Below are 17,943 nucleotides of genomic sequence, written 5' to 3'. Positions count from 1 at the left end.
CTAACAGAGACTACGACGAATGCCCGATCGTTCTCGTCAATAAATCAAAAGAGGGGTGACTGAGCCCACGGCTCAGCAGGATGAAACGCCTCAACCTCCTCCCGAGAAACGGGAAGACGGTACGGAGGGAGAAAAATCACTGCCCGAGCATGAGCAACTGAAAGCCGAGACCTTCTTCGTAACGTTCTTTGAACCACACTTCGGGCAACAGCTTCCCTTTTCTGAACCCACCCTCTGCAAGAGGGAAAAGGTCTCCCTGCATCTATCACAGACATATTCATAAATCGGCATGATGGACCTCCATACTGTTTCCGTTTTTCTAAACTTCTTTAGTATAGTATAATCCTCGCAAGAAGGTCAAAGGTCAAAACAACCCTTGTTACATGAGCATGATCCCGATCGTGTCTCCGATCCTCATACCAAAGTCTCTTGACGAATCACCACGAAAGACGAACAATTCCAGATAATCCATGCTGTTGATCAGGGCGTAGAGTTCTTTGTCCTCTGCCTGACTATAATACTCCTTGAAGGCTATCTCCTTCCCCTTCGACACAATCCTCATCTTTCCGGCCGGTTTAAGAGAACGGAGGGCATCGATGTCCTTTCGCCTGATGTTTGTCATGGCATTGCCGAAGGTGTCTATATAGATGACCTCGCCTTCAAGCGTCGACCCCGTCGGCATCGAAGGGCTGGGAAAGCGGAGCTTCACATAGTCCGTTATCTCCTCGCCGAAGTTCGCCGGATCAATGCCCCTCGAGAGCCAGGCAGCCACAGGGGCAAAGATATCCCTGCCGTGGAACGTGGTACTCCTCTCACGCCTCAGGTAGTGCTCTGCCGTTATGTGAAAAACCCTCAACCGTTCAGTCTCGTGGTATATGACCGAAAAAAGACCGTTGTCGGGTCCGACGAAGTAATGGTCTTCGGCTGCCACAAGGATGGGTCTCCTCGACGATCCGACACCCGGGTCGGTAATGACGACATGAATACTCCCCAGGGGAAAATCTCTGAAACCCATCCCGATAATGAGCGCCGCCTCACGAACGTCATATTTCTGTATGCCGTGGGTAATGTCAACAATCCTCACTCCAGGGTTTAACCCAAGGATAATCCCCTTCATGATCCCGGTCAGGGGGTCTCTGTATCCGAAATCCGTTGTCAGTGTAATAATCGGAAATTGTTTCACACGCTCTTCCCGGCAACCTCCCTAGAGCTCCAATGAGCCCGACAGCTCCTTAACATTTTCTATCCCCTCCTCACGCATAAAGGTCTCTATGCCTTCTATAATATCAAGAGGCGCCCTCGGATTCACAAAGTTCGCGGTTCCGACGGCGACTGCCGTGGCGCCCACGACCAAAAACTCGATGGCGTCCTCGGCGCTCATGATACCACCCATCGCTATGATTGGTACCCTGACCGTCTTCGATACTTCCCATACCATTCTCAGGGCCACAGGCTTCACAGCAGGTCCCGAGAGTCCGCCCACAACATTTGCCAGCTTCGGCTTTCTCGTCTTTATATCAACAGCCATCCCCGTGAGGGTATTGATCAGCGAAACGGCGTCTGCCCCTGACTCCTCAGCCGCTTTCGCCATCAATCCAATATCCGTTACGTTGGGTGAGAGTTTTACGACGAGGGGGAGGTTCGTATTCTTCCGCACTTCCTGGACCACTTCAGAGGTCACCTTCGGGTCCGTCCCGAATATGCACCAGCCTGCCTGTTTGTTCGGGCATGATATGTTCATCTCGAGTCCGTCAATGCCTTCGACAGCGCTCAGCCTTCTCGCAGCCTCTCCATACTCCCGGATGGAATCGCCAAAAAAGTTTACGATGACGGGCGTTGAAAATTTTCTCAAAAAGGGAAGCTTCTCTTCTGCGAATCTTTCGATGCCGATATTCTGGAGACCGATGGAATTGAGCATTCCGGCCGCGGTCTCAACGAGTCGGGGAGGCGGGTTTCCCTCTTTCGGCGACAGTGAGAGCCCTTTGACGACAATCGCCCCCAGCCTGCCGAGGTCCATGAATTCAGAGTACTCAAGACCATAACCAAAGGTTCCGGACGCGGTCATGACTGGGTTCTTCAGTCTCAATCTGCCGATATCCACGGTGAGATCCATCCTACGTATCCCTCACCAAACAATCTCATCCATCGGGAAGACGGGACCCTCTTTACAGACCCTCTTGTGGCCGCCCACGGTCTTCACGGCACATCCAAGACAGGCGCCAATACCACAGGCCATGTTCTCCTCCATGGTTACATAGGCCGCAGCGCCCTTATCTCTCGGAATCCTTGATAGGGCCTCAAGCATGATCCTCGGTCCGCATGCGTACAGCACGAATTGAGAGCCTGATGGTGTTCGATCTTTCATGAATCTCCTGAGGACATCGACGACAGTACCCTTCTCTCCACGGGAGCCGTCATCGGTGCTGAGAGAGAGCCCTTTGGCAAAGCTTTCAAGGTCTTCGGTGAAAAAGAGCTCTTCGGCGTTCCGCGCCCCATAAAAGATATAAGACCTTCCTGTGAGCTCCTGGGCAAGCAAAAACAGTGATGCCATGCCGATGCCGCCGGCTATAATGAGGGGTGTGTGTCCTTCTTCGGGAGGAGGGTAAGAATTCCCGAGGGGACCAAGCACATCAAGAGTCGAACCCGTTCCCATATTCCTCAGGATGGCTGTGCCCCTGCCCTTGATCCGATAGAGGATCTGAAAGCCGTCCCCCTTTTTCCTCAGCAGGCTGAAGGGCCTCTTCAGGAGAGGATCATACTCGCCTTCCATACCGAGCATGTAGAATTGTCCCGGCGAGGGTTCCTTCATTGGTGACAGCGGCAGGAGAGTAAGGAGATTATAGTCCTTATGCAGCGGCCTGTTCTCTGTTATCCGTGCCTTAAAGGATCTTCCTGTCAATTGCATAAGCCTGAAGTGCTAGACCTGGATGGCGGAGGTTTCAGGAGATGTCACCCTACTCAAAACGTATCTCTAAGATCTCGTATTCGATGGTCCTTGCAGGGGCCTTAATCACGGCCGAATCGCCGACCTCTTTGCCGAGGAGGGCCCTGCCTACAGGCGAGCTTATTGAAATCTTGCCTTGCTTGACGTCTGCCTCTTCGGTCCCAACGAGGACAAAGATATATTCCTCGTCTGCTTCCACATCAAGGACCTTCACCGTTGCACCAAAGGCGACGCTCGACTGGTTTATCTTCGACGGATCGATAATTTCAGCGAGGGCCAGCTTTGCCTGAAGTTCCTGTATCCTTCCTTCAATAAAGGACTGTCTCTCCTTCGCGGCGTGGTATTCCGCATTCTCAGAAAGGTCTCCATGGGAACGGGCTTCCGCTATAGCCTGGATGTTCTTCGGCCTCTCAACCTTCAGAAACCTGTCAAGCTCTTCCTGGATCTTTCTGTATCCCTCGGGGGTTACGGGAACTCTCTGCACGACTTCTCTCTCCCTCGTCCTCGTCAATGTGATACTCTAACATGTCCTGCGCATTTTTTCAAAACATTCCGGAATTTCTCTTGACTAAAGGATTCGCATTCATTACTCTAACTGAAATGAAGGGCAAGAAAGCCTCGCTCTCCGTATAAGGATGGGGTAATTGTTCGAGGAGGATATGCCATGCGCTTTTCCAAGATGTTTGTCCCGACATTGAGAGAGACACCTGCCGATGCCGAGGCGATAAGTCATAAACTGATGCTCAGGGCCGGCTACGTGAGGCAGCTTGCCGCAGGCCTCTACATCTTCCTTCCCCTGGGCTGGAGAGTCCTCAATAAGATCAACACTATTCTCAAGGAAGAGATGGAGTCGATCGGCGGCCAGGAGATCTTGATGCCTGTGCTCCACCCGGCAGAGATCTGGCAGCAGACAGGGCGGTGGGACACCATCGGAGACGAGATGTTCAGGCTGAGAGACCGCTCAGGCCGCGATATGTGCCTCGGCATGACCCATGAAGAGATCATGACATGGCTCGCGTCGAAAGAGATCCGCTCCTACCGCGATCTTCCCCAGATATGGTATCAGATCCAGACGAAACTGAGAGATGAGGCACGACCGAAAAGCGGTATCCTGCGCACGAGAGAGTTCATCATGAAAGACAGTTACAGCTTTGATGCCTCAACAGACGGACTCGATGCATGTTACCGGCTCCACGCAGAGGCATACCATAGGATTTTCAACCGTTGCGGGTTAACGTTCTATCAGGTCGAATCAGACCCGGGCATGATGGGCGGGGCCACGGCCCATGAGTTCATGGCTCCGAGTCAGGCTGGAGAGGATGAGGTCGCCCTCTGCGGGAGATGCGGATATGCTGCGAATGTTGAGCTCGCCCTGTCGGTCCCTCCGAGGATTGAAGAAAAGGAGTGGGATTTTGAGGAGGTCCATACCCCTGAAAAGAGGACGGTTCAGGAAGTCTCTGCGTTTCTCAAACTGCCCCAGGCCTATTTTATAAAGAGCATCCTCATCATCAGCGAAAGCGGCCCCGTGCTCGCACTCGTAAGAGGGGACCAGGAACTTCATGAGAAAAAACTCGCAACGATCATCGGAAATCACAGGCCTGCGCAGAAAACAGAGGTAAAAGAATTCCTTGGGGTGGAGGCGGGCTTTATCGGTCCCATGGGACATAAGATCAGGACCGTCGCTGACACTTGCCTGAGAGAAGGCCTCTATGTCAGCGGCGCCAACAGGCAACATTATCATGTCAAAGGGATCAGGGCTGAGAGGGATTTCTCGGCATCGTGGCATGATATCCATCGTGCAAGGGCAGGAGACTCCTGTGTAACCTGCGGCAGCGCTCTGAAGATTGAGCAGGTCATAGAGATCGGCAATATCTTTAAGCTCGGAACGAAATATTCGATCCCCTTAAAGGCCTTCTTCCTTGACGAAAATGGTCAGGAAAGACCGATTATCATGGGAAGTTACGGGATAGGGCCTGCCCGGATAGCAGCAGCTGCCGTCGAACAGAACAACGACAAGGACGGCATCATCTGGCCCAGGAGCCTCGCCCCCTTCGATGTGGAACTCCTGCCCCTCAATATGAACGACGATAAGACCCTCGAAGTTGCTGAGAGGCTCTATCGTGCGCTCGAAGAAGAGTGCATTGATGTTCTCATGGACGACCGCAGTGAGCGTGCCGGCGTTAAATTCAAGGACGCCGACCTCATCGGAATCCCGACGCAGATCATCCTCGGGGAGAAGAACCTCAAAGAAGAGCTTGTCGAGATCAAGGACAGAAGGACGAAAGAAGCGGTGACGATGCGTGTTGATGAGGTCATCGAAGGAGTAAAACGGGTGGTCTGTCCCGTTTGACATTATCCCTAAGCATCTTTTATACTCAAATTACCCTGGGGGAGGCTTCAGAGCCTGAGAGTCTTCCGCAATGACTGCGGGAGAGACCCTGCTAACCTGATCCGGATAATGCTGGCGTAGGGAATGGGAACCCATAACGTGACGATCAAGGTTGACCGTATCTCTCATCCCCGGGATACGGTTTTTTTATGAAGCTCATTGTAAACGGCGAGACCCTGGAGACTTCGGCACAGACCCTGAAGGGACTCCTCGATGAGTTGCGAGTTCAGGCTGAGCGCGTTGCCGTGGAAGTCAATCTCTCGGTAGTCAGGAAGTCGGAATATGCGACGTTCCCCCTAAACGAAGAGGACAGGATAGAGATCGTCAACTTTGTGGGCGGGGGATAATATGCGTTATTCCTTATCGCAAGAAGTTCGTTCGCGAAACCGCAGAGTGCAGGCATGAACTTCTGAGAAGTTAGGAGAATCCATGGAAGATACTTTGATGATCAGGGGGATAGCATTCCGGTCACGACTCTGGGTCGGCACCGGGAAGTATAAGGACTTTGAAGAGACAAGGAAGGTCATAGAGGCGTCGGGAAGTGACGTTGTGACGGTCGCCGTTAGGCGAGTAAACATCATCGACAGAAAGAGCGAAAACCTCCTCGACTATATAGACCCGAAGAAATACAAGATACTCCCCAACACTGCCGGATGCTACACCGTGGAAGATGCCCTTCGGTATTCAAGGTTGGCGCGGGAGGCCGGGATCTCTGATCTGATAAAGTTAGAGGTGATCGGAGACGAGAGGACCCTTTTCCCTGATACCATCGGATTGCTGAAAGCGACAGAGGTCCTTGCAAAGGAGGGTTTTGTCGTGCTGCCCTATACGAATGACGATCCCGTCATGGCGAAGAGGCTGGAAGACGCAGGAGCGGCGGCCGTCATGCCCCTGGGCGCACCCATCGGTTCAGGGCTCGGTATCAGAAATCCTTACAATATCAGGATCATTCTCGAAACAGTAAAGGTCCCTGTTGTTGTCGACGCAGGCGTGGGAACAGCATCGGACGCAGCGATAGCAATGGAACTCGGATGCGATGCCGTGCTGATTAATACCGGGATTGCCGGCGCAAAGGACCCTGTTGTCATGGCATCTGCGATGAAGCATGCGGTCCTCGCAGGGAGACTCGCCTGCAGGGCCGGCAGGATCCCAAAAAAATTATACGCAACCGCGAGCAGTCCGATAGAAGGAATGCTGTAGAGGGCAGCCGTGATTGAGAACTGCATAATAATGTCCTCGTGCGTCATTCCCGCGGAGGCGGGAATCCAGTTTAAGGATGGATGCCCGACTAAGAACTTCGGGCATGACGGCAAAAAAGGACAGAATTTCGAAAAAAAATACATAGGACGTTGATTTCGGGAATCAATACCGGCAGGGAACGGGAAAAAGACATACTTACTCGCTGTTTGTTTCTCATCGGGAGGAGAGACAGATGGATGCATACCGGTATCAGGAGCTCATCTATTTGGTCGTCCCCGTAATGCTCGGGATCGAATTTTTCAGGTGTGCCAAAGAGGAGAAGAGAGAAAAGGAAGGAATGGCTCTCGGATCATACGCACTGGACTTTTTCGGATTCATTTTTATGGCACTTGTTCCTGCCGTCTTTGCATTCACGATATGGGGAGTAGAGTCAAAGACCTTCTCTTCGCAGAACATCGCCCTTGCGAGGCTTGACCGCTATGGAATCCTCTTCCTTTTTATGGGAGCATGGTGGCAGATCTATCTCTTCGGGGCGTTACGGGCAAGAACCATGAGAAAGAGAGAGTCCGGGAAATGGTTCCTCTGGATACCCTTCCTCATTCTTGGCGTTTTTATCTCGCTTCTCGTCCTCTGGGTCTCGCCCTTCAACCTCAAGTGGATCTCGGCGATATGGTTTTTGGGTATCTTCGGCTTACTGAACATCATCAAGGCTAAGCCGAGAACGATAGAACGGACGATGTGGTTCCTGGCGATCACGACGTTCATTGTGGAGAACATCCTGTGGATCTGGCTCGACAGCATCGTATAGAGGTGCAGGAATGTATGAAGAAGTTCGCAGACATTGAGCTCTATCTGATAACGGACAGGAGGATCTTTGCCGACAGTTCTCTCTTGTTCTCGGCCATCGAAGAGGCGCTGGAAGGAGGAGTGAAGGCGATTCAATTGAGGGAAAAAGATTTGCCAATACGTGAATTGCTGTCCATGGCATACCATGTGAGAGAGCTAACCGACAGATACTCAGCGAGACTGTTCATCAATGACAGGGTTGATGTGGCGGTAGCGGTATGGGCTGACGGTGTTCACCTCGGTCAAGGCAGCATGCCTGCATCAGCCGCAAAAAAAGTCTCGAGAGAACTTCTCGTGGGGGTCTCGACCCATTCCCTTGAAGAGGCCATGGATGCGGAGAAAGAGGGAGCAGACTTTGTCACCTTCGGTCCCGTCTATCCTACGCCCTCCAAGATACAGTATGGAGAGCCGGTCGGCATCGAGGCTCTCAGAAGGGTCTGCTCGGGAGTATCCCTTCCTGTCCTCGCAATAGGCGGTGTCACAGCCGAAAGGATCAGAGAAGTACGCTCCTCTCGTGCTGACGGCGTTGCAGTCATATCGGCTGTCCTGGGCTCGCCGATGATAAAACAGACTACAGAAAGGTTTTTAAGGTGTCTCCATGACAAGAATTGAAGCGGCAAGAAAAGGGTTGGTCACAGAGGAATTCAGGAGAGTGGCCGTCTCGGAAGAGATTCCTTTAGAAGAACTGATATCCGACATAGCAGACGGCAGAACGGTCATACCGGTCAATATGCTCCGCGCAATACAACCGATCGGCGTCGGGAGAGGGCTCAGGGTGAAGGTGAATGCAAATATCGGCACCTCGAAGGACAAGGTCTCAGTAGACGAAGAGATGGACAAACTGAGAGCCCTCGTGAAGCACGGCGCAGATGCCGTCATGGACCTCTCCACAGGCGGTCCCATTCGTGAGATCAGAAGAGTTCTCCTCGAAGAATCGCCGATTGCCGTCGGAACAGTCCCGATTTACGAGGCCGTTGTGATGGCAGCGGAACGATATGGCAGCATAGCTAAGATGACGGCCGACGAACTCTTCCAGGTCATCGAGAGACAGGCAGAAGAGGGAGTTGACTTTGTGACCGTCCACTCAGGTCTCACGAGAAAGGCTGTCGAGCGGCTTAAGGCAGAAGGAAGGGTTTTGGACATCGTGAGCAGGGGAGGCTCCTTCCTCCTTGAGTGGATGATCTTCAATGACAGGGAAAATCCCCTTTACGAACACTTCGACAGACTGCTCGAAATTGCAAAGAAGCATGACCTTACGCTGAGCCTCGGAGACGGTCTGAGACCGGGGTGCCTCGCCGACGCAACCGACCGGTGCCAGATCGAGGAACTCCTGACGATCGGGGAACAGCACGACGCCGCTCTGAAGGAGGGCGTCCAGACCATCATAGAAGGCCCCGGACACGTGCCTCTGAACCAGGTGGAGCTGAACATCAGGATCCAGAAGGAGATCTGCAAGGGGGCACCCTTCTATGTTCTTGGCCCGCTCGTGACGGACATCGCGATGGGCTACGACCACATCGCGGCATCCATTGGAGGCGCAATAGCAGGCGCTGCGGGTGCCGACTTTCTCTGTTATGTCACGCCTGCTGAGCATATCCGGCTTCCGAAGCGAGAAGACGTGGTCGAAGGCGTCATAGCGTTAAAGATTGCAGCCCATGCAGCTGACATTGCAAAGGGTGTCCCCGGCGCAATCGAGAGGGATAGGAAGATGGCTGAATGCAGAAAAAGGCTTGACTGGAACGGCCAGATAGCCTGCAGTCTCAACCCTGACAAGGTCCGACAGTGGCGCGCGGAAGTACCACCTTCTGAGGACGAAGTCTGCAGCATGTGTGGAGAGTTCTGCGCAATACGAACCGTCGAGAAGGCGTTGCACAACGTGTAGGCCCGGCAAGGATGCTTTTCTTTAGTGGTGACGGCCCTCCAAGAAGATCTCTGTCCAGGAATCAAAGACCTCGAGCTTGCCCTCCCCATAGCTTGCCACGATCTGACGTACCGTTTCGAGGGGTTTCTCGTGCATCAGATCATATTCACTCTTTGAGAAGAACTTATCGGCGAAGGAGACAATCTTCTCCTCGAGGGTAAGGGGCATCATATCTCTCTCAGGCAGGGGCAGTCTGTTGCTCCTCACCTCTGCCGCAGAGATGCCGACGCCCACGTGCCTTTCGCAAACCAGGGCATGTCGCGGAAAACCCTCTCTCTCGAGCAATTCGCGGCCCAGATAACCGTGACAGAGATAGTGCCTGTAGCCAAAACACCCAATTTGGGGGGCATTCGTAAAGACGATACCGATGTCATGGAGCATTGCGGCCTCCTCTATGAACTTCAGATCAGGCTTGAGATGCCGTACCCTCTGAGCCACTTCCAGGGCTTTCCTCATGACGAGCCTGCTATGGTGGATAAGAAAGTAGTAAGCCTTTGAATCGTCGTCGCAGTATGAGCGGATTATATCGAGGGGGTCCACGTCCCTTTCATCCTCTTTACCAGTTTTTCCGCTTCAACTGCAAAGAATATGACTGAAGATAATGCCAGGGTGAAGAAAAGTTCTTCAAGGGTCAATGGTTCGGTCCTGAACACCGGCGTAAGGAAGGGCAGATAGACCGTTGCCATCTGAAGGAGAAAGGTGAGCGCCACCGCTCCCAGGAGATACTCGTTGGAGAAGAGCCCTATTCTGAAGAGAGACTCCCTTTCAGACCTGATAGCCATGACATGGCCGAGTTGTGTCAGACAGAGGACCGTGAAGACCATTGTCTGCCAGTGCCCATGGCCGGTCCTGATCGACCAGGCCTGAACAAAGAGAACGACCGCAGCCATAAGAAGGCCGACCCAGATTGCATGGACACCGAGTCCGTGGGCAAAGATGCTCTCCTGTGGATGTCTCGGGGGTCTCTTCATAACATTCCCCTCCGCAGGTTCGAGAGAGAGGGCGAGGGCGGGGAGGCTGTCCGTCACAAGATTTATCCAGAGTATATGGATCGGGAGAAGAGGCATCGGCAGTCCGATCAGGGGGGCAAGGAAGAGCGTCCATATCTCTCCTGAATTTGTTGTAAGAAGATACTTTATGAATTTTCTGATATTGTCATAAATCTTTCTTCCTTCCTCCGCTGCCTTGACAATGGTGGCGAAATTGTCATCTAGGAGGATCATGTGAGACGCTTCTTTTGAGACATCGGTCCCTGTAATGCCCATGGCAATGCCGATGTCGGCCCTCTTCAGTGCGGGCGCGTCATTAACACCGTCTCCTGTCATGGCAACAAACTGACCTTTTTCCTGAAGCGCCTTCACAATCTTAAGCTTCTGGTCAGGCGCAACCCGTGCGTATACCCTAACGTGCTCGACCCGGCCTCTCAATTCCTCGGCGGTCAAGGTCTCAAGTTTTCTCCCCGTCATGATCGCCATGGGATCATCCCCGAGCATCCCAAGCCTTAAGGCTATCGTCTTTGCCGTAAGCGGGTGATCACCGGTTATCATCACAGGTTGTATTCCCGCACTCTTACATAATTCCACAGCCTCCCGTGCTTCTTCCCTCGGCGGGTCTATCATGCCCACAAGCCCCAGGAAGGTCAGGCCTGATTCCGCGTTGTCAGGAGAGAGGTCACCGGGCATCTCTTTCCAGCTTTTCATCGCTATCCCCAATACCCTCAGTCCGTCGGCAGCCATCTCCTCATTCATCATGAGTATCCCGCTCTTATCGGCGGCTTCGATTCCGCCTGATTTCATGACGGTCCCGGCTTTATCGAGCAAGGCATCGACAGCACCTTTGGTGAAAGAGATGTATTCACCCGCCACCCTCTCTCCTCCCCCGTTTTTCGGAAGGGCGATGGAAGGCTGACGCATCTTGTGAAAGGTCGTCATGCATTTTCTCTCGGCATCAAAGGGAATTTCAGCCACTCGCGGAAAACCCTCTTCAACAGCCTTCTTAGGGAAGCCCTCCCTCTCCGCAAAGATGTAAAGAGCGACCTCTGTAGGGTCGCCGATTACCATGCCTGATGCATCAGTCTCTGCGTCATTGCTGACAGCCAGGGCAGCCAGAAGATAGTCGCCCGCCGTCCACCCATAATCAATGGCCTCCTTCTCCCCTCTCCTTGAGTCCCGCCGGATGAGAGGGAACGCTGTACCGCCCTCCTCGCTCTTGAGCAATTTCCCATCGGCATAGATCTCCTGAACGGTCATGGTGTTCTGCGTGAGAGTGCCCGTTTTGTCGGAGCAGATGTAGGTAACGGAGCCGAGGGTTTCGACTGCCGGGAGCTTTCGTATGAGGACATTCTGCCTGACGAGCTTCCTTGCTCCAAGAGCAAGAGAGATAGTAATTACAGCAGGAAGGGCTTCGGGTATCGCTGCGACGGCGAGGGAAATAGCGGTAAGAAGCATCAAGAAGAGCGGTTCACCTCTCACAATGCCGAGCCCGAAAATAGAGGCGCATACCGCAAGGACTGCGATGGCAAGTTTCCGGCCAAAAGAAGCGAGTCTCTTCTGGAGAGGCGTCTTTACCTCCTCTTCCTCCTGGAGCATAGCGGCAATCTTCCCCAGTTCCGTGTTCATCCCTGTCGCGACAACAACGCCCGTTCCCCGGCCGTAGGTCACGACGGTTCCTTTATAGGCCATGTTCCTCCTGTCGCCTATCGGAAGGTGCTCATCATGGAAAAGACCTACCTGCTTCTCAACGGGCACGGACTCGCCTGTAAGGGCAGCCTCTTCTGTCTTCAGCTGAGCAGCCTCCATCAGTCTCATATCAGAGGGTATGACCTTGCCGGCTTCAAGGACCACTACATCGCCGGGAACGAGGAGGGCCGCAGACACCTGTTCGAGCGTTCCATTTCGTATGACCGTTGCCGATAGCGCGGCCATCTTCTTGAGTGCAGCCATGGCCTTCTCAGCACGGTATTCCTGAGCAAATCCGATAACGGCATTGAGAAGAAGGATGACGATTATGGCTATGCTGTCTGACAGTTCACCGATAAACCCTGAGACAACGGCAGCAACAGCGAGGACAAAAATCATGAAGTCCTTGAACTGGTCAAGGAACATTACGAAGGGTGATTTCCTTCTCTTCTCCTTCAGTTCGTTCAGACCGTACCTTGCGAGGCGTTTTTCAGCCTCCCCTGAAGAAAGACCGCGGCTTGACGACTCCAGCTCTTGCAGAACCTCCGTTACGTCCCTTTGATGCCAGTTCATGATCTCTCCTGACTCGGCCGCTTCCGGGGACAATGATGACTCGGCCCTTCCTCAGACAAGCACCCGCAAACCCGGAATCAGTCCTTGCCGACGGACGAGCAGCGAAAAGCTGAGTAACTGCGGGCCTATCTCCTGAAGGCCATCTGCTCCAGCCTCGCGATTCTTTCCTCTATCGGAGGATGGGTACTGAAGAGCTTCAGAAGACCTCCACCCCTTAAAGGATTCACGATAAACAGGTGAGATGTCGCGGGATTCGCCTCCATCGGAATACGCTGTGAGGCCATGGAAAGCTTTTTGAGAGCGTTCGCCAGTGATAACGGATTGCCCCCGATCCTTGCTCCTCCTTCATCAGCCCCATACTCCCTTGACCGTGATATCGCCATCTGTACCATCATGGCTGCAATAGGACCGACAATCATCATGACAAGGGCAGCGATGGGGTTTTCTCCCTCGCCCTCGTCGTCCCTTCTCCCCCCGAAGATCATCGCCCACTGCGCCATCTGGGCAAGGTAACTTATGGCACCCGCAATGGTCGCCGCAACGGTACCCACGAGAATGTCCCTGTGTTTGATATGGGAGAGTTCATGAGCGATGACCCCTTCTAGCTCTTCCCTTGACAGGATACGCATAATCCCTGTTGTGACCGCAACCGCTCCGTGCTCAGGATTTCTCCCGGTCGCAAAGGCATTCGGCTGATCCTCATCCATGACGTAGACCTTCGGCATCGGAAGCCCTGCCCTCTGGACCAGTCTCCTGACGATCCCATAAAGTTCAGGCGCCTCTGCCTCGCCCACCTCCCTCGCGCCGTACATCCTGAGGACGATCTTGTCGCTGAACCAGTATGAAACAAAGTTCATGCCAAAGGCCATGACAAGGGCAAAGGTCATACCCGTCTTCCCGCCCAGTAGTCCTCCGATAAAGACTAACATGAGTGTGAGCGTAACCATGAGAACCATCGTTTTCAGTCCGTTCATTCCGTTCATTCTTAGCCTCCTTATCCTCTCAAATAAAAAGACCCTTACCACAACGGCATGAATCGTGGTAAAGGTCTCGCTCGTTAGTTCCCTAACCGATGGTACCGGCCTATCCACCCGTGGCGGATCGGCGTGCTGACGATGTCCACCGACTCAGCTAATCCCCTCTACTTTTTAGCCTACCTAAAGCTCACGGGTTATGTCAAGCCGCGATGTCGTGCTGTCGAACATGCAGTCCCGCAATACTCCGATACCATAACGGCTCATCTCTTCCCAACAAAATCCTGTATAATGGAAGCATGGAGCTCACAGAGAATGCGCTCAGGGTCCTGAAGGCTCGCTACCTCCGGAGGGACGAACAGGGAACGGCGATCGAGACTCCAGAAGGACTTTTCAGGAGAGTGGCCTCCACCTTAGCCTCTGCGGAAAAACGGTATGGCGCGGACCCCTCTCAGTGGGAAGAGCGATTTTACGAGCTCATGCGTGATCTTAAGTTTCTTCCGAACTCTCCCACATTAATGAATGCGGGAAAGGATTTCGGTCAGCTGGCTGCCTGCTTCGTCCTGCCTGTCGATGATTCCATGCAGAGCATCTTCGATACCCTGAAAAACGCGGCGCTCATACTCCAAAGCGGTGGAGGAACGGGGTTTTCCTTTTCACGCCTCAGGCCAAAGACCGACGTCGTGCGCTCCACGGGCGGCATCGCGAGCGGTCCCGTCTCTTTCATGAAGATATACAACACTGCAACAGAGGTGATCAAGCAGGGGGGAGCCAGGCGGGGCGCGAATATGGGGATCCTCCGTGTGAACCATCCGGATATCCTCGACTTCATCAGGATCAAGAGGGACGAAAAGGAGCTGACGAATTTCAATATCTCCGTAACAGTCACGGATGCCTTCATGAACGCCGTAAAGACGGACGGAGAATATGATTTGATCAATCCCCGGACAAAGACAGCCGTCGGTAAACTGAAGGCCCGGGCCGTTTTTGAGGAGATCGTGGCGAGTGCCTGGGAGACAGGAGACCCCGGTCTCGTTTTTATCGACAGGATCAATGCCGCCAATCCCACGCCCCAACTCGGCAATATGGAAAGTACGAACCCCTGCGGTGAGCAGCCACTCCTCTCTTATGAAGCCTGCGTACTGGGATCCCTGAACCTCTCGAAATACGTGAGGGAACCTGCTCCCCTTTCGGGCGCGCCTGCGAAGGACGTCAGGGACTTTGTCGATTTCGCCTCTCTTTCGCAGGACATAGGGACAGCCGTCCGCTTTCTCGACGATGCAATCGATGTGAACCGGTATCCCTTGCCTGATATCGAGAGAATGCACAAGGGGAACCGGAAGATCGGCCTCGGGGTCATGGGCTGGGCCGACATGCTGGTACTCCTCGGCATCCCCTACAACAGCAAGAAGGCCTTCTCTTTTGCAAGGGAGCTTATGAGATTCGTCAGGGATACGTCACGTTCAGCCTCTGTCAAGCTCGGTGAAGAAAAGGGACTCTTTCCCAATTTCAAGAATTCTATTTACGATGCGCCTCACATGTCCCATCCGAGAAATGCTACGACCACGACTATCGCGCCGACAGGGACCCTTTCGCTCATAGCAAATTGTTCGAGCGGCATTGAGCCCCTCTTTGCCCTTGCGTATAAAAGGCTGGTCCTCGATACCGAACTCTCTGAAATGAACAGGTACTTTTTCAGCCTGGCAAAAGAGCGAGGTTTCTACAGTAAAGAACTTGAGGACATGATCCTTGCACGGGGGAGTGCGAAAGCGATACCGGAGGTTCCGCCAGACATAAGACGTATCTTTAAGACGGCCCACGATATACCGCCTGAGGACCATATCGAGATGCAGGCTGCATTTCAGGAATACACCGATAATGCCGTATCAAAGACGATAAACCTTCCCCGCCGCTCGAAAAAGGAAGCCGTGAAGGGGGCCTTCCTGCTCGCGTACGAAAAAGGACTCAAGGGGATAACGGTCTTCAGATACGGAACGACAAAACGGGGCACCCTTGTCAGATTCACCGAATCCGACTAGATGTTCAAGAAAAATATACGAATCAACCTTACCCTGAAATTCCTCATCTGGACAGGTGCTGTCCTGGCAACGACGCTCGGCATACTCTTCTCTGTTCTCGTCCAGCTTCAGGAAGAGCTCATCCGCAAACAGGTGGCGAATGAGGCAACGGTCATCTTCAAACAGATCGTCCTGACAAGGCAATGGATCGCTGATCACGGAGGCGTCTTCGTAGAAAAACTCCCCTGGGTCAAGTCTGACGGAACGGGAGATGAAATGGCCGACGCAACAGGGAGGAAGTTCATAAAGAAAACCCCTGCTACGGTAACAAAAGACCTCTCCCAGTATGCAAGAGAAAAAGGGCTCTACTGGTTTCACCTTACGAGCCTGAAGCTGACGAATCCCGAGAATGCCCCCGATGCCTTCGAACGACGGTCCCTCACCGATTTCGAAGAAAAGGCCGCGACAGAGCGCTCAAAAATCGAAACCATAGGGAACGCCCGATACTTCAGATACGCCGCCCCTCTTTACGTGGAACCGGCCTGTCTGCATTGCCATGACAGGCAGGGTTACATCGTGGGAGATGTGAGAGGCGCCATAAGCATAACCATCCCCATGGAAGATACCTTTACCCAGCTGAAGAAGAATCGGGTGACGATGTTCCTGGTCGGTTTCATCACAACAGCCTTCCTCCTCTCTTCGCTCTACCTCATGATGATGAGGATGGTCATCTCCCCTGTTCACCGCCTCAAGGCTTCAATCAAGGCCTTTGCCGAAGGGGTCCATTCGCCCGAAAACGCCATCAGGACCGGCGACGAGCTCGAGGACCTGGGCAATTCTTTCTCAGACATGGCCCAATCGCTTACAAAATACCATACTACCCTTGAGGAGAGAATCGCAAATGCCGTCAGAGACCTCGAAGAGACGAACAGAAAATTGACTGTTGCCAATGAACAGCTTACGGAGATGAACAGGAAGAAATCAGATTTTGTTGCAAAGGCGTCCCATGAGCTGAGGACGCCCCTGACCTCGATCAAAGGAGCAATGGATTACATATCGGTGCGCCTTCAGTCCATAGCCCTGGCAGCGGACGGAACCAGCGACGCCGCAAGCCCTTCAAGACTTGCTGACCTCCTGACCTTCTTTGATATCATAAAGAAGAATGCAGAAAGGCTCATCAGGATGGTGAATGATCTCCTTGACCTCGAACGCATCGAGCAGGGTAAAGCCGAGCTGCATTTCACTGAAGTGGATATGTCGCTCCTCATCCGTGAGGTGGTAGCAGGCTTCACGTCCTCTGCCGTCACACGGAATATCTCCGTCCGAGTGGAGACGCCGGACAATCTTCCCGCAATCGCAGACGGAGACAGGCTCCGTCAGGTGCTCATCAATCTTCTGTCCAACTCGCTTAAATACAGCCCTGACGGATCGGATGTCTTAGTTCGGGCAGTGGACAAGGGGGGAAGGGTTGTCGTAACCGTTACCGACAGGGGCCCAGGGATTCCCCTGGAAGAACAGGAGAGGATCTTCGACCGTTTCTATACGAAGAGTGACAAGACGGGAACGGGACTCGGACTTGCTATATCGAAAGGCATCATAGAGGCCCACCACGGCACGATAGGCGTCGTGAGCGACGGCCTGGAGGGAAGCTCCTTCTTCTTCATGCTACCGCTTTTCAATGGGGGTCAGGAATGAAGCACACGATACTCCTTGTCGATGACGATGCCGATATCCTCAAGGTACTGAAGGCAAATCTTGAACTCCATGGCTTTCTTGCGCTTACTGCGGAGAGATGGTCGGAGGCTGAGAAGATCCTCTCTCATCAAACTCCTGACCTGATCATCCTTGACGTCATGCTGCCCGACGGCAATGGTATCGAGCTCTGCAGGAACCTGGGGACCCGCTATCCTTCCATGCCGATACTCATGCTCACGGCAAGGGACAAGGTATCCGATAAGGTCATAGGCCTCGAGAGCGGAGCCGATGACTACATGGTTAAACCCTTCGAAACCCTCGAGCTCATTGCGCGGGTCAAGGCCTGCCTGAGAAGGTCCCAGCCCCTCTCGGCCGAGAGGGTCGTCATAGGCGATCTTGCCGTCGACTTCAAGAAGAGGACCGTCTCGGTCGGCGGGAAGGAGATAACTCTGACCCAGAAGGAGTACGAGCTTCTCTGTTTCCTCATCTCAAGGAAGGGAGAACTCCTGAGCAGGGATGTTATCCGCAGGCAGATATGGAAGGATTCACAGATCTATTCTTGGAGCAGGGTAATAGACGTCCACATTCAGCACCTCAGGCAGAAAATAGAAATGAACCCCTCCAAACCGGAATATATCTTCACCGTCTCCGGCGCCGGGTACAGGTTCAGGGAGTGATCGCAGGGGCGGCAGGCATTCGAAGGGC

General features: G+C 53.3%; 17 protein-coding genes and 1 riboswitch. Of the genes, 10 read left to right on the top strand and 7 right to left on the bottom strand.

The window, feature by feature from the left end; all coding sequences use genetic code 11:
• Positions 1–55 precede the first annotated feature (55 nt).
• Positions 56–283 (top strand): hypothetical protein, encoded by a 228-nt coding sequence (locus VFG09_09040; GenBank protein HET6515289.1) that lies wholly within the window; start codon positions 56–58, stop codon positions 281–283.
• 96 nt (positions 284–379) lie between these two features.
• Here the strand turns inward: VFG09_09040 and VFG09_09035 are convergent, their stop codons facing one another.
• The 4 genes from VFG09_09035 to greA are packed head-to-tail and all read right to left on the bottom strand — an operon-like array spanning position 380 to position 3,428.
• Positions 380–1,183 carry an SAM-dependent chlorinase/fluorinase gene (locus tag VFG09_09035; protein ID HET6515288.1) on the bottom strand — a complete coding sequence of 268 codons (804 nt, stop codon included), beginning with the start codon at positions 1,181–1,183 and terminating at the stop codon, positions 380–382.
• Positions 1,184–1,204: 21 nt separating this feature from the next.
• Positions 1,205–2,113 carry a dihydroorotate dehydrogenase gene (locus VFG09_09030; GenBank protein ID HET6515287.1) on the bottom strand — a complete coding sequence of 303 codons (909 nt, stop codon included), beginning with the start codon at positions 2,111–2,113 and terminating at the stop codon, positions 1,205–1,207.
• Between the two features lie 12 nt (positions 2,114–2,125).
• Positions 2,126–2,899 carry a dihydroorotate dehydrogenase electron transfer subunit gene (locus VFG09_09025; protein HET6515286.1) on the bottom strand — a complete coding sequence of 258 codons (774 nt, stop codon included), beginning with the start codon at positions 2,897–2,899 and terminating at the stop codon, positions 2,126–2,128.
• Positions 2,900–2,954: 55 nt separating this feature from the next.
• A complete protein-coding gene (greA, locus tag VFG09_09020; protein HET6515285.1) occupies positions 2,955–3,428 on the bottom strand; it encodes a transcription elongation factor GreA in 474 nt (157 codons plus the stop codon).
• A gap of 180 nt (positions 3,429–3,608) precedes the next feature.
• Here greA and VFG09_09015 point away from each other — a divergent pair, with 180 nt between their 5' ends.
• The 6 genes from VFG09_09015 to thiC all read left to right on the top strand — a co-directional run bounded on the left by VFG09_09015 (position 3,609) and on the right by thiC (position 9,261).
• Positions 3,609–5,294: a proline--tRNA ligase gene (locus VFG09_09015; protein ID HET6515284.1), complete on the top strand. Its 1,686-nt coding sequence runs from the start codon at positions 3,609–3,611 to the stop codon at positions 5,292–5,294.
• Positions 5,295–5,321: 27 nt separating this feature from the next.
• Positions 5,322–5,435, top strand: a riboswitch (TPP riboswitch).
• Between the two features lie 47 nt (positions 5,436–5,482).
• Positions 5,483–5,680 carry a sulfur carrier protein ThiS gene (gene thiS / locus VFG09_09010; GenBank protein HET6515283.1) on the top strand — a complete coding sequence of 66 codons (198 nt, stop codon included), beginning with the start codon at positions 5,483–5,485 and terminating at the stop codon, positions 5,678–5,680.
• A gap of 82 nt (positions 5,681–5,762) precedes the next feature.
• Entirely contained in the window at positions 5,763–6,533 is a 771-nt protein-coding gene (locus VFG09_09005; protein ID HET6515282.1) for a thiazole synthase, read from the top strand.
• Positions 6,534–6,765: 232 nt separating this feature from the next.
• Complete coding sequence (locus VFG09_09000; protein ID HET6515281.1) at positions 6,766–7,341, top strand: hypothetical protein; 576 nt, start codon at positions 6,766–6,768, stop codon at positions 7,339–7,341.
• A gap of 14 nt (positions 7,342–7,355) precedes the next feature.
• Positions 7,356–7,991 carry a thiamine phosphate synthase gene (gene thiE, locus VFG09_08995; GenBank protein ID HET6515280.1) on the top strand — a complete coding sequence of 212 codons (636 nt, stop codon included), beginning with the start codon at positions 7,356–7,358 and terminating at the stop codon, positions 7,989–7,991.
• A complete protein-coding gene (gene thiC, locus VFG09_08990) occupies positions 7,978–9,261 on the top strand; it encodes a phosphomethylpyrimidine synthase ThiC (GenBank protein ID HET6515279.1) in 1,284 nt (427 codons plus the stop codon). Before thiE ends, thiC begins: the two co-directional genes overlap by 14 nt.
• Positions 9,262–9,282: 21 nt before the next feature.
• Here the strand turns inward: thiC and VFG09_08985 are convergent, their stop codons facing one another.
• The 3 genes from VFG09_08985 to htpX all read right to left on the bottom strand — a co-directional run bounded on the left by VFG09_08985 (position 9,283) and on the right by htpX (position 13,534).
• A complete protein-coding gene (locus VFG09_08985) occupies positions 9,283–9,840 on the bottom strand; it encodes an HD domain-containing protein (GenBank protein HET6515278.1) in 558 nt (185 codons plus the stop codon).
• Complete coding sequence (locus VFG09_08980) at positions 9,822–12,551, bottom strand: cation-translocating P-type ATPase (GenBank protein HET6515277.1); 2,730 nt, start codon at positions 12,549–12,551, stop codon at positions 9,822–9,824. Before VFG09_08980 ends, VFG09_08985 begins: the two co-directional genes overlap by 19 nt.
• 125 nt (positions 12,552–12,676) lie before the next feature.
• Entirely contained in the window at positions 12,677–13,534 is an 858-nt protein-coding gene (gene htpX / locus VFG09_08975; protein ID HET6515276.1) for a zinc metalloprotease HtpX, read from the bottom strand.
• 290 nt (positions 13,535–13,824) lie between these two features.
• Here htpX and VFG09_08970 point away from each other — a divergent pair, with 290 nt between their 5' ends.
• The 3 genes from VFG09_08970 to VFG09_08960 are packed head-to-tail and all read left to right on the top strand — an operon-like array spanning position 13,825 to position 17,915.
• Positions 13,825–15,564: an adenosylcobalamin-dependent ribonucleoside-diphosphate reductase gene (locus VFG09_08970; GenBank protein HET6515275.1), complete on the top strand. Its 1,740-nt coding sequence runs from the start codon at positions 13,825–13,827 to the stop codon at positions 15,562–15,564.
• Positions 15,565–17,238, top strand: coding sequence for an ATP-binding protein (locus tag VFG09_08965; GenBank protein ID HET6515274.1), 1,674 nt, complete (start codon positions 15,565–15,567; stop codon positions 17,236–17,238).
• Positions 17,235–17,915 carry a response regulator transcription factor gene (locus tag VFG09_08960; GenBank protein HET6515273.1) on the top strand — a complete coding sequence of 227 codons (681 nt, stop codon included), beginning with the start codon at positions 17,235–17,237 and terminating at the stop codon, positions 17,913–17,915. The genes VFG09_08965 and VFG09_08960 overlap by 4 nt, the downstream gene beginning before the upstream one ends.
• Positions 17,916–17,943 lie beyond the last annotated feature (28 nt).

It is taken from the genome of Thermodesulfovibrionales bacterium (genome assembly GCA_035686305.1).
Classification (GTDB): Bacteria; Nitrospirota; Thermodesulfovibrionia; order Thermodesulfovibrionales; family UBA9159; genus DASRZP01.
The sequence above is the reverse complement of the archived record's forward strand: the minus strand, read 5'-3'. Positions and strand labels throughout refer to the sequence as shown.

Coding starts and splice junctions, on each gene's coding strand:
- VFG09_09015 (HET6515284.1), top strand. CDS start 3,609: ATGCGCTTTTCCAAGATGTTTGTCCCGACATTGAGAGAGACACCTGCC.
- VFG09_09000 (HET6515281.1), top strand. CDS start 6,766: ATGGATGCATACCGGTATCAGGAGCTCATCTATTTGGTCGTCCCCGTA.
- thiC (HET6515279.1), top strand. CDS start 7,978: ATGACAAGAATTGAAGCGGCAAGAAAAGGGTTGGTCACAGAGGAATTC.
- thiE (HET6515280.1), top strand. CDS start 7,356: ATGAAGAAGTTCGCAGACATTGAGCTCTATCTGATAACGGACAGGAGG.
- VFG09_08960 (HET6515273.1), top strand. CDS start 17,235: ATGAAGCACACGATACTCCTTGTCGATGACGATGCCGATATCCTCAAG.
- htpX (HET6515276.1), bottom strand. CDS start 13,534: ATGAACGGAATGAACGGACTGAAAACGATGGTTCTCATGGTTACGCTC.
- thiS (HET6515283.1), top strand. CDS start 5,483: ATGAAGCTCATTGTAAACGGCGAGACCCTGGAGACTTCGGCACAGACC.
- VFG09_09030 (HET6515287.1), bottom strand. CDS start 2,113: ATGGATCTCACCGTGGATATCGGCAGATTGAGACTGAAGAACCCAGTC.
- VFG09_08980 (HET6515277.1), bottom strand. CDS start 12,551: ATGAACTGGCATCAAAGGGACGTAACGGAGGTTCTGCAAGAGCTGGAG.
- VFG09_08965 (HET6515274.1), top strand. CDS start 15,565: ATGTTCAAGAAAAATATACGAATCAACCTTACCCTGAAATTCCTCATC.
- VFG09_09005 (HET6515282.1), top strand. CDS start 5,763: ATGGAAGATACTTTGATGATCAGGGGGATAGCATTCCGGTCACGACTC.
- VFG09_08970 (HET6515275.1), top strand. CDS start 13,825: ATGGAGCTCACAGAGAATGCGCTCAGGGTCCTGAAGGCTCGCTACCTC.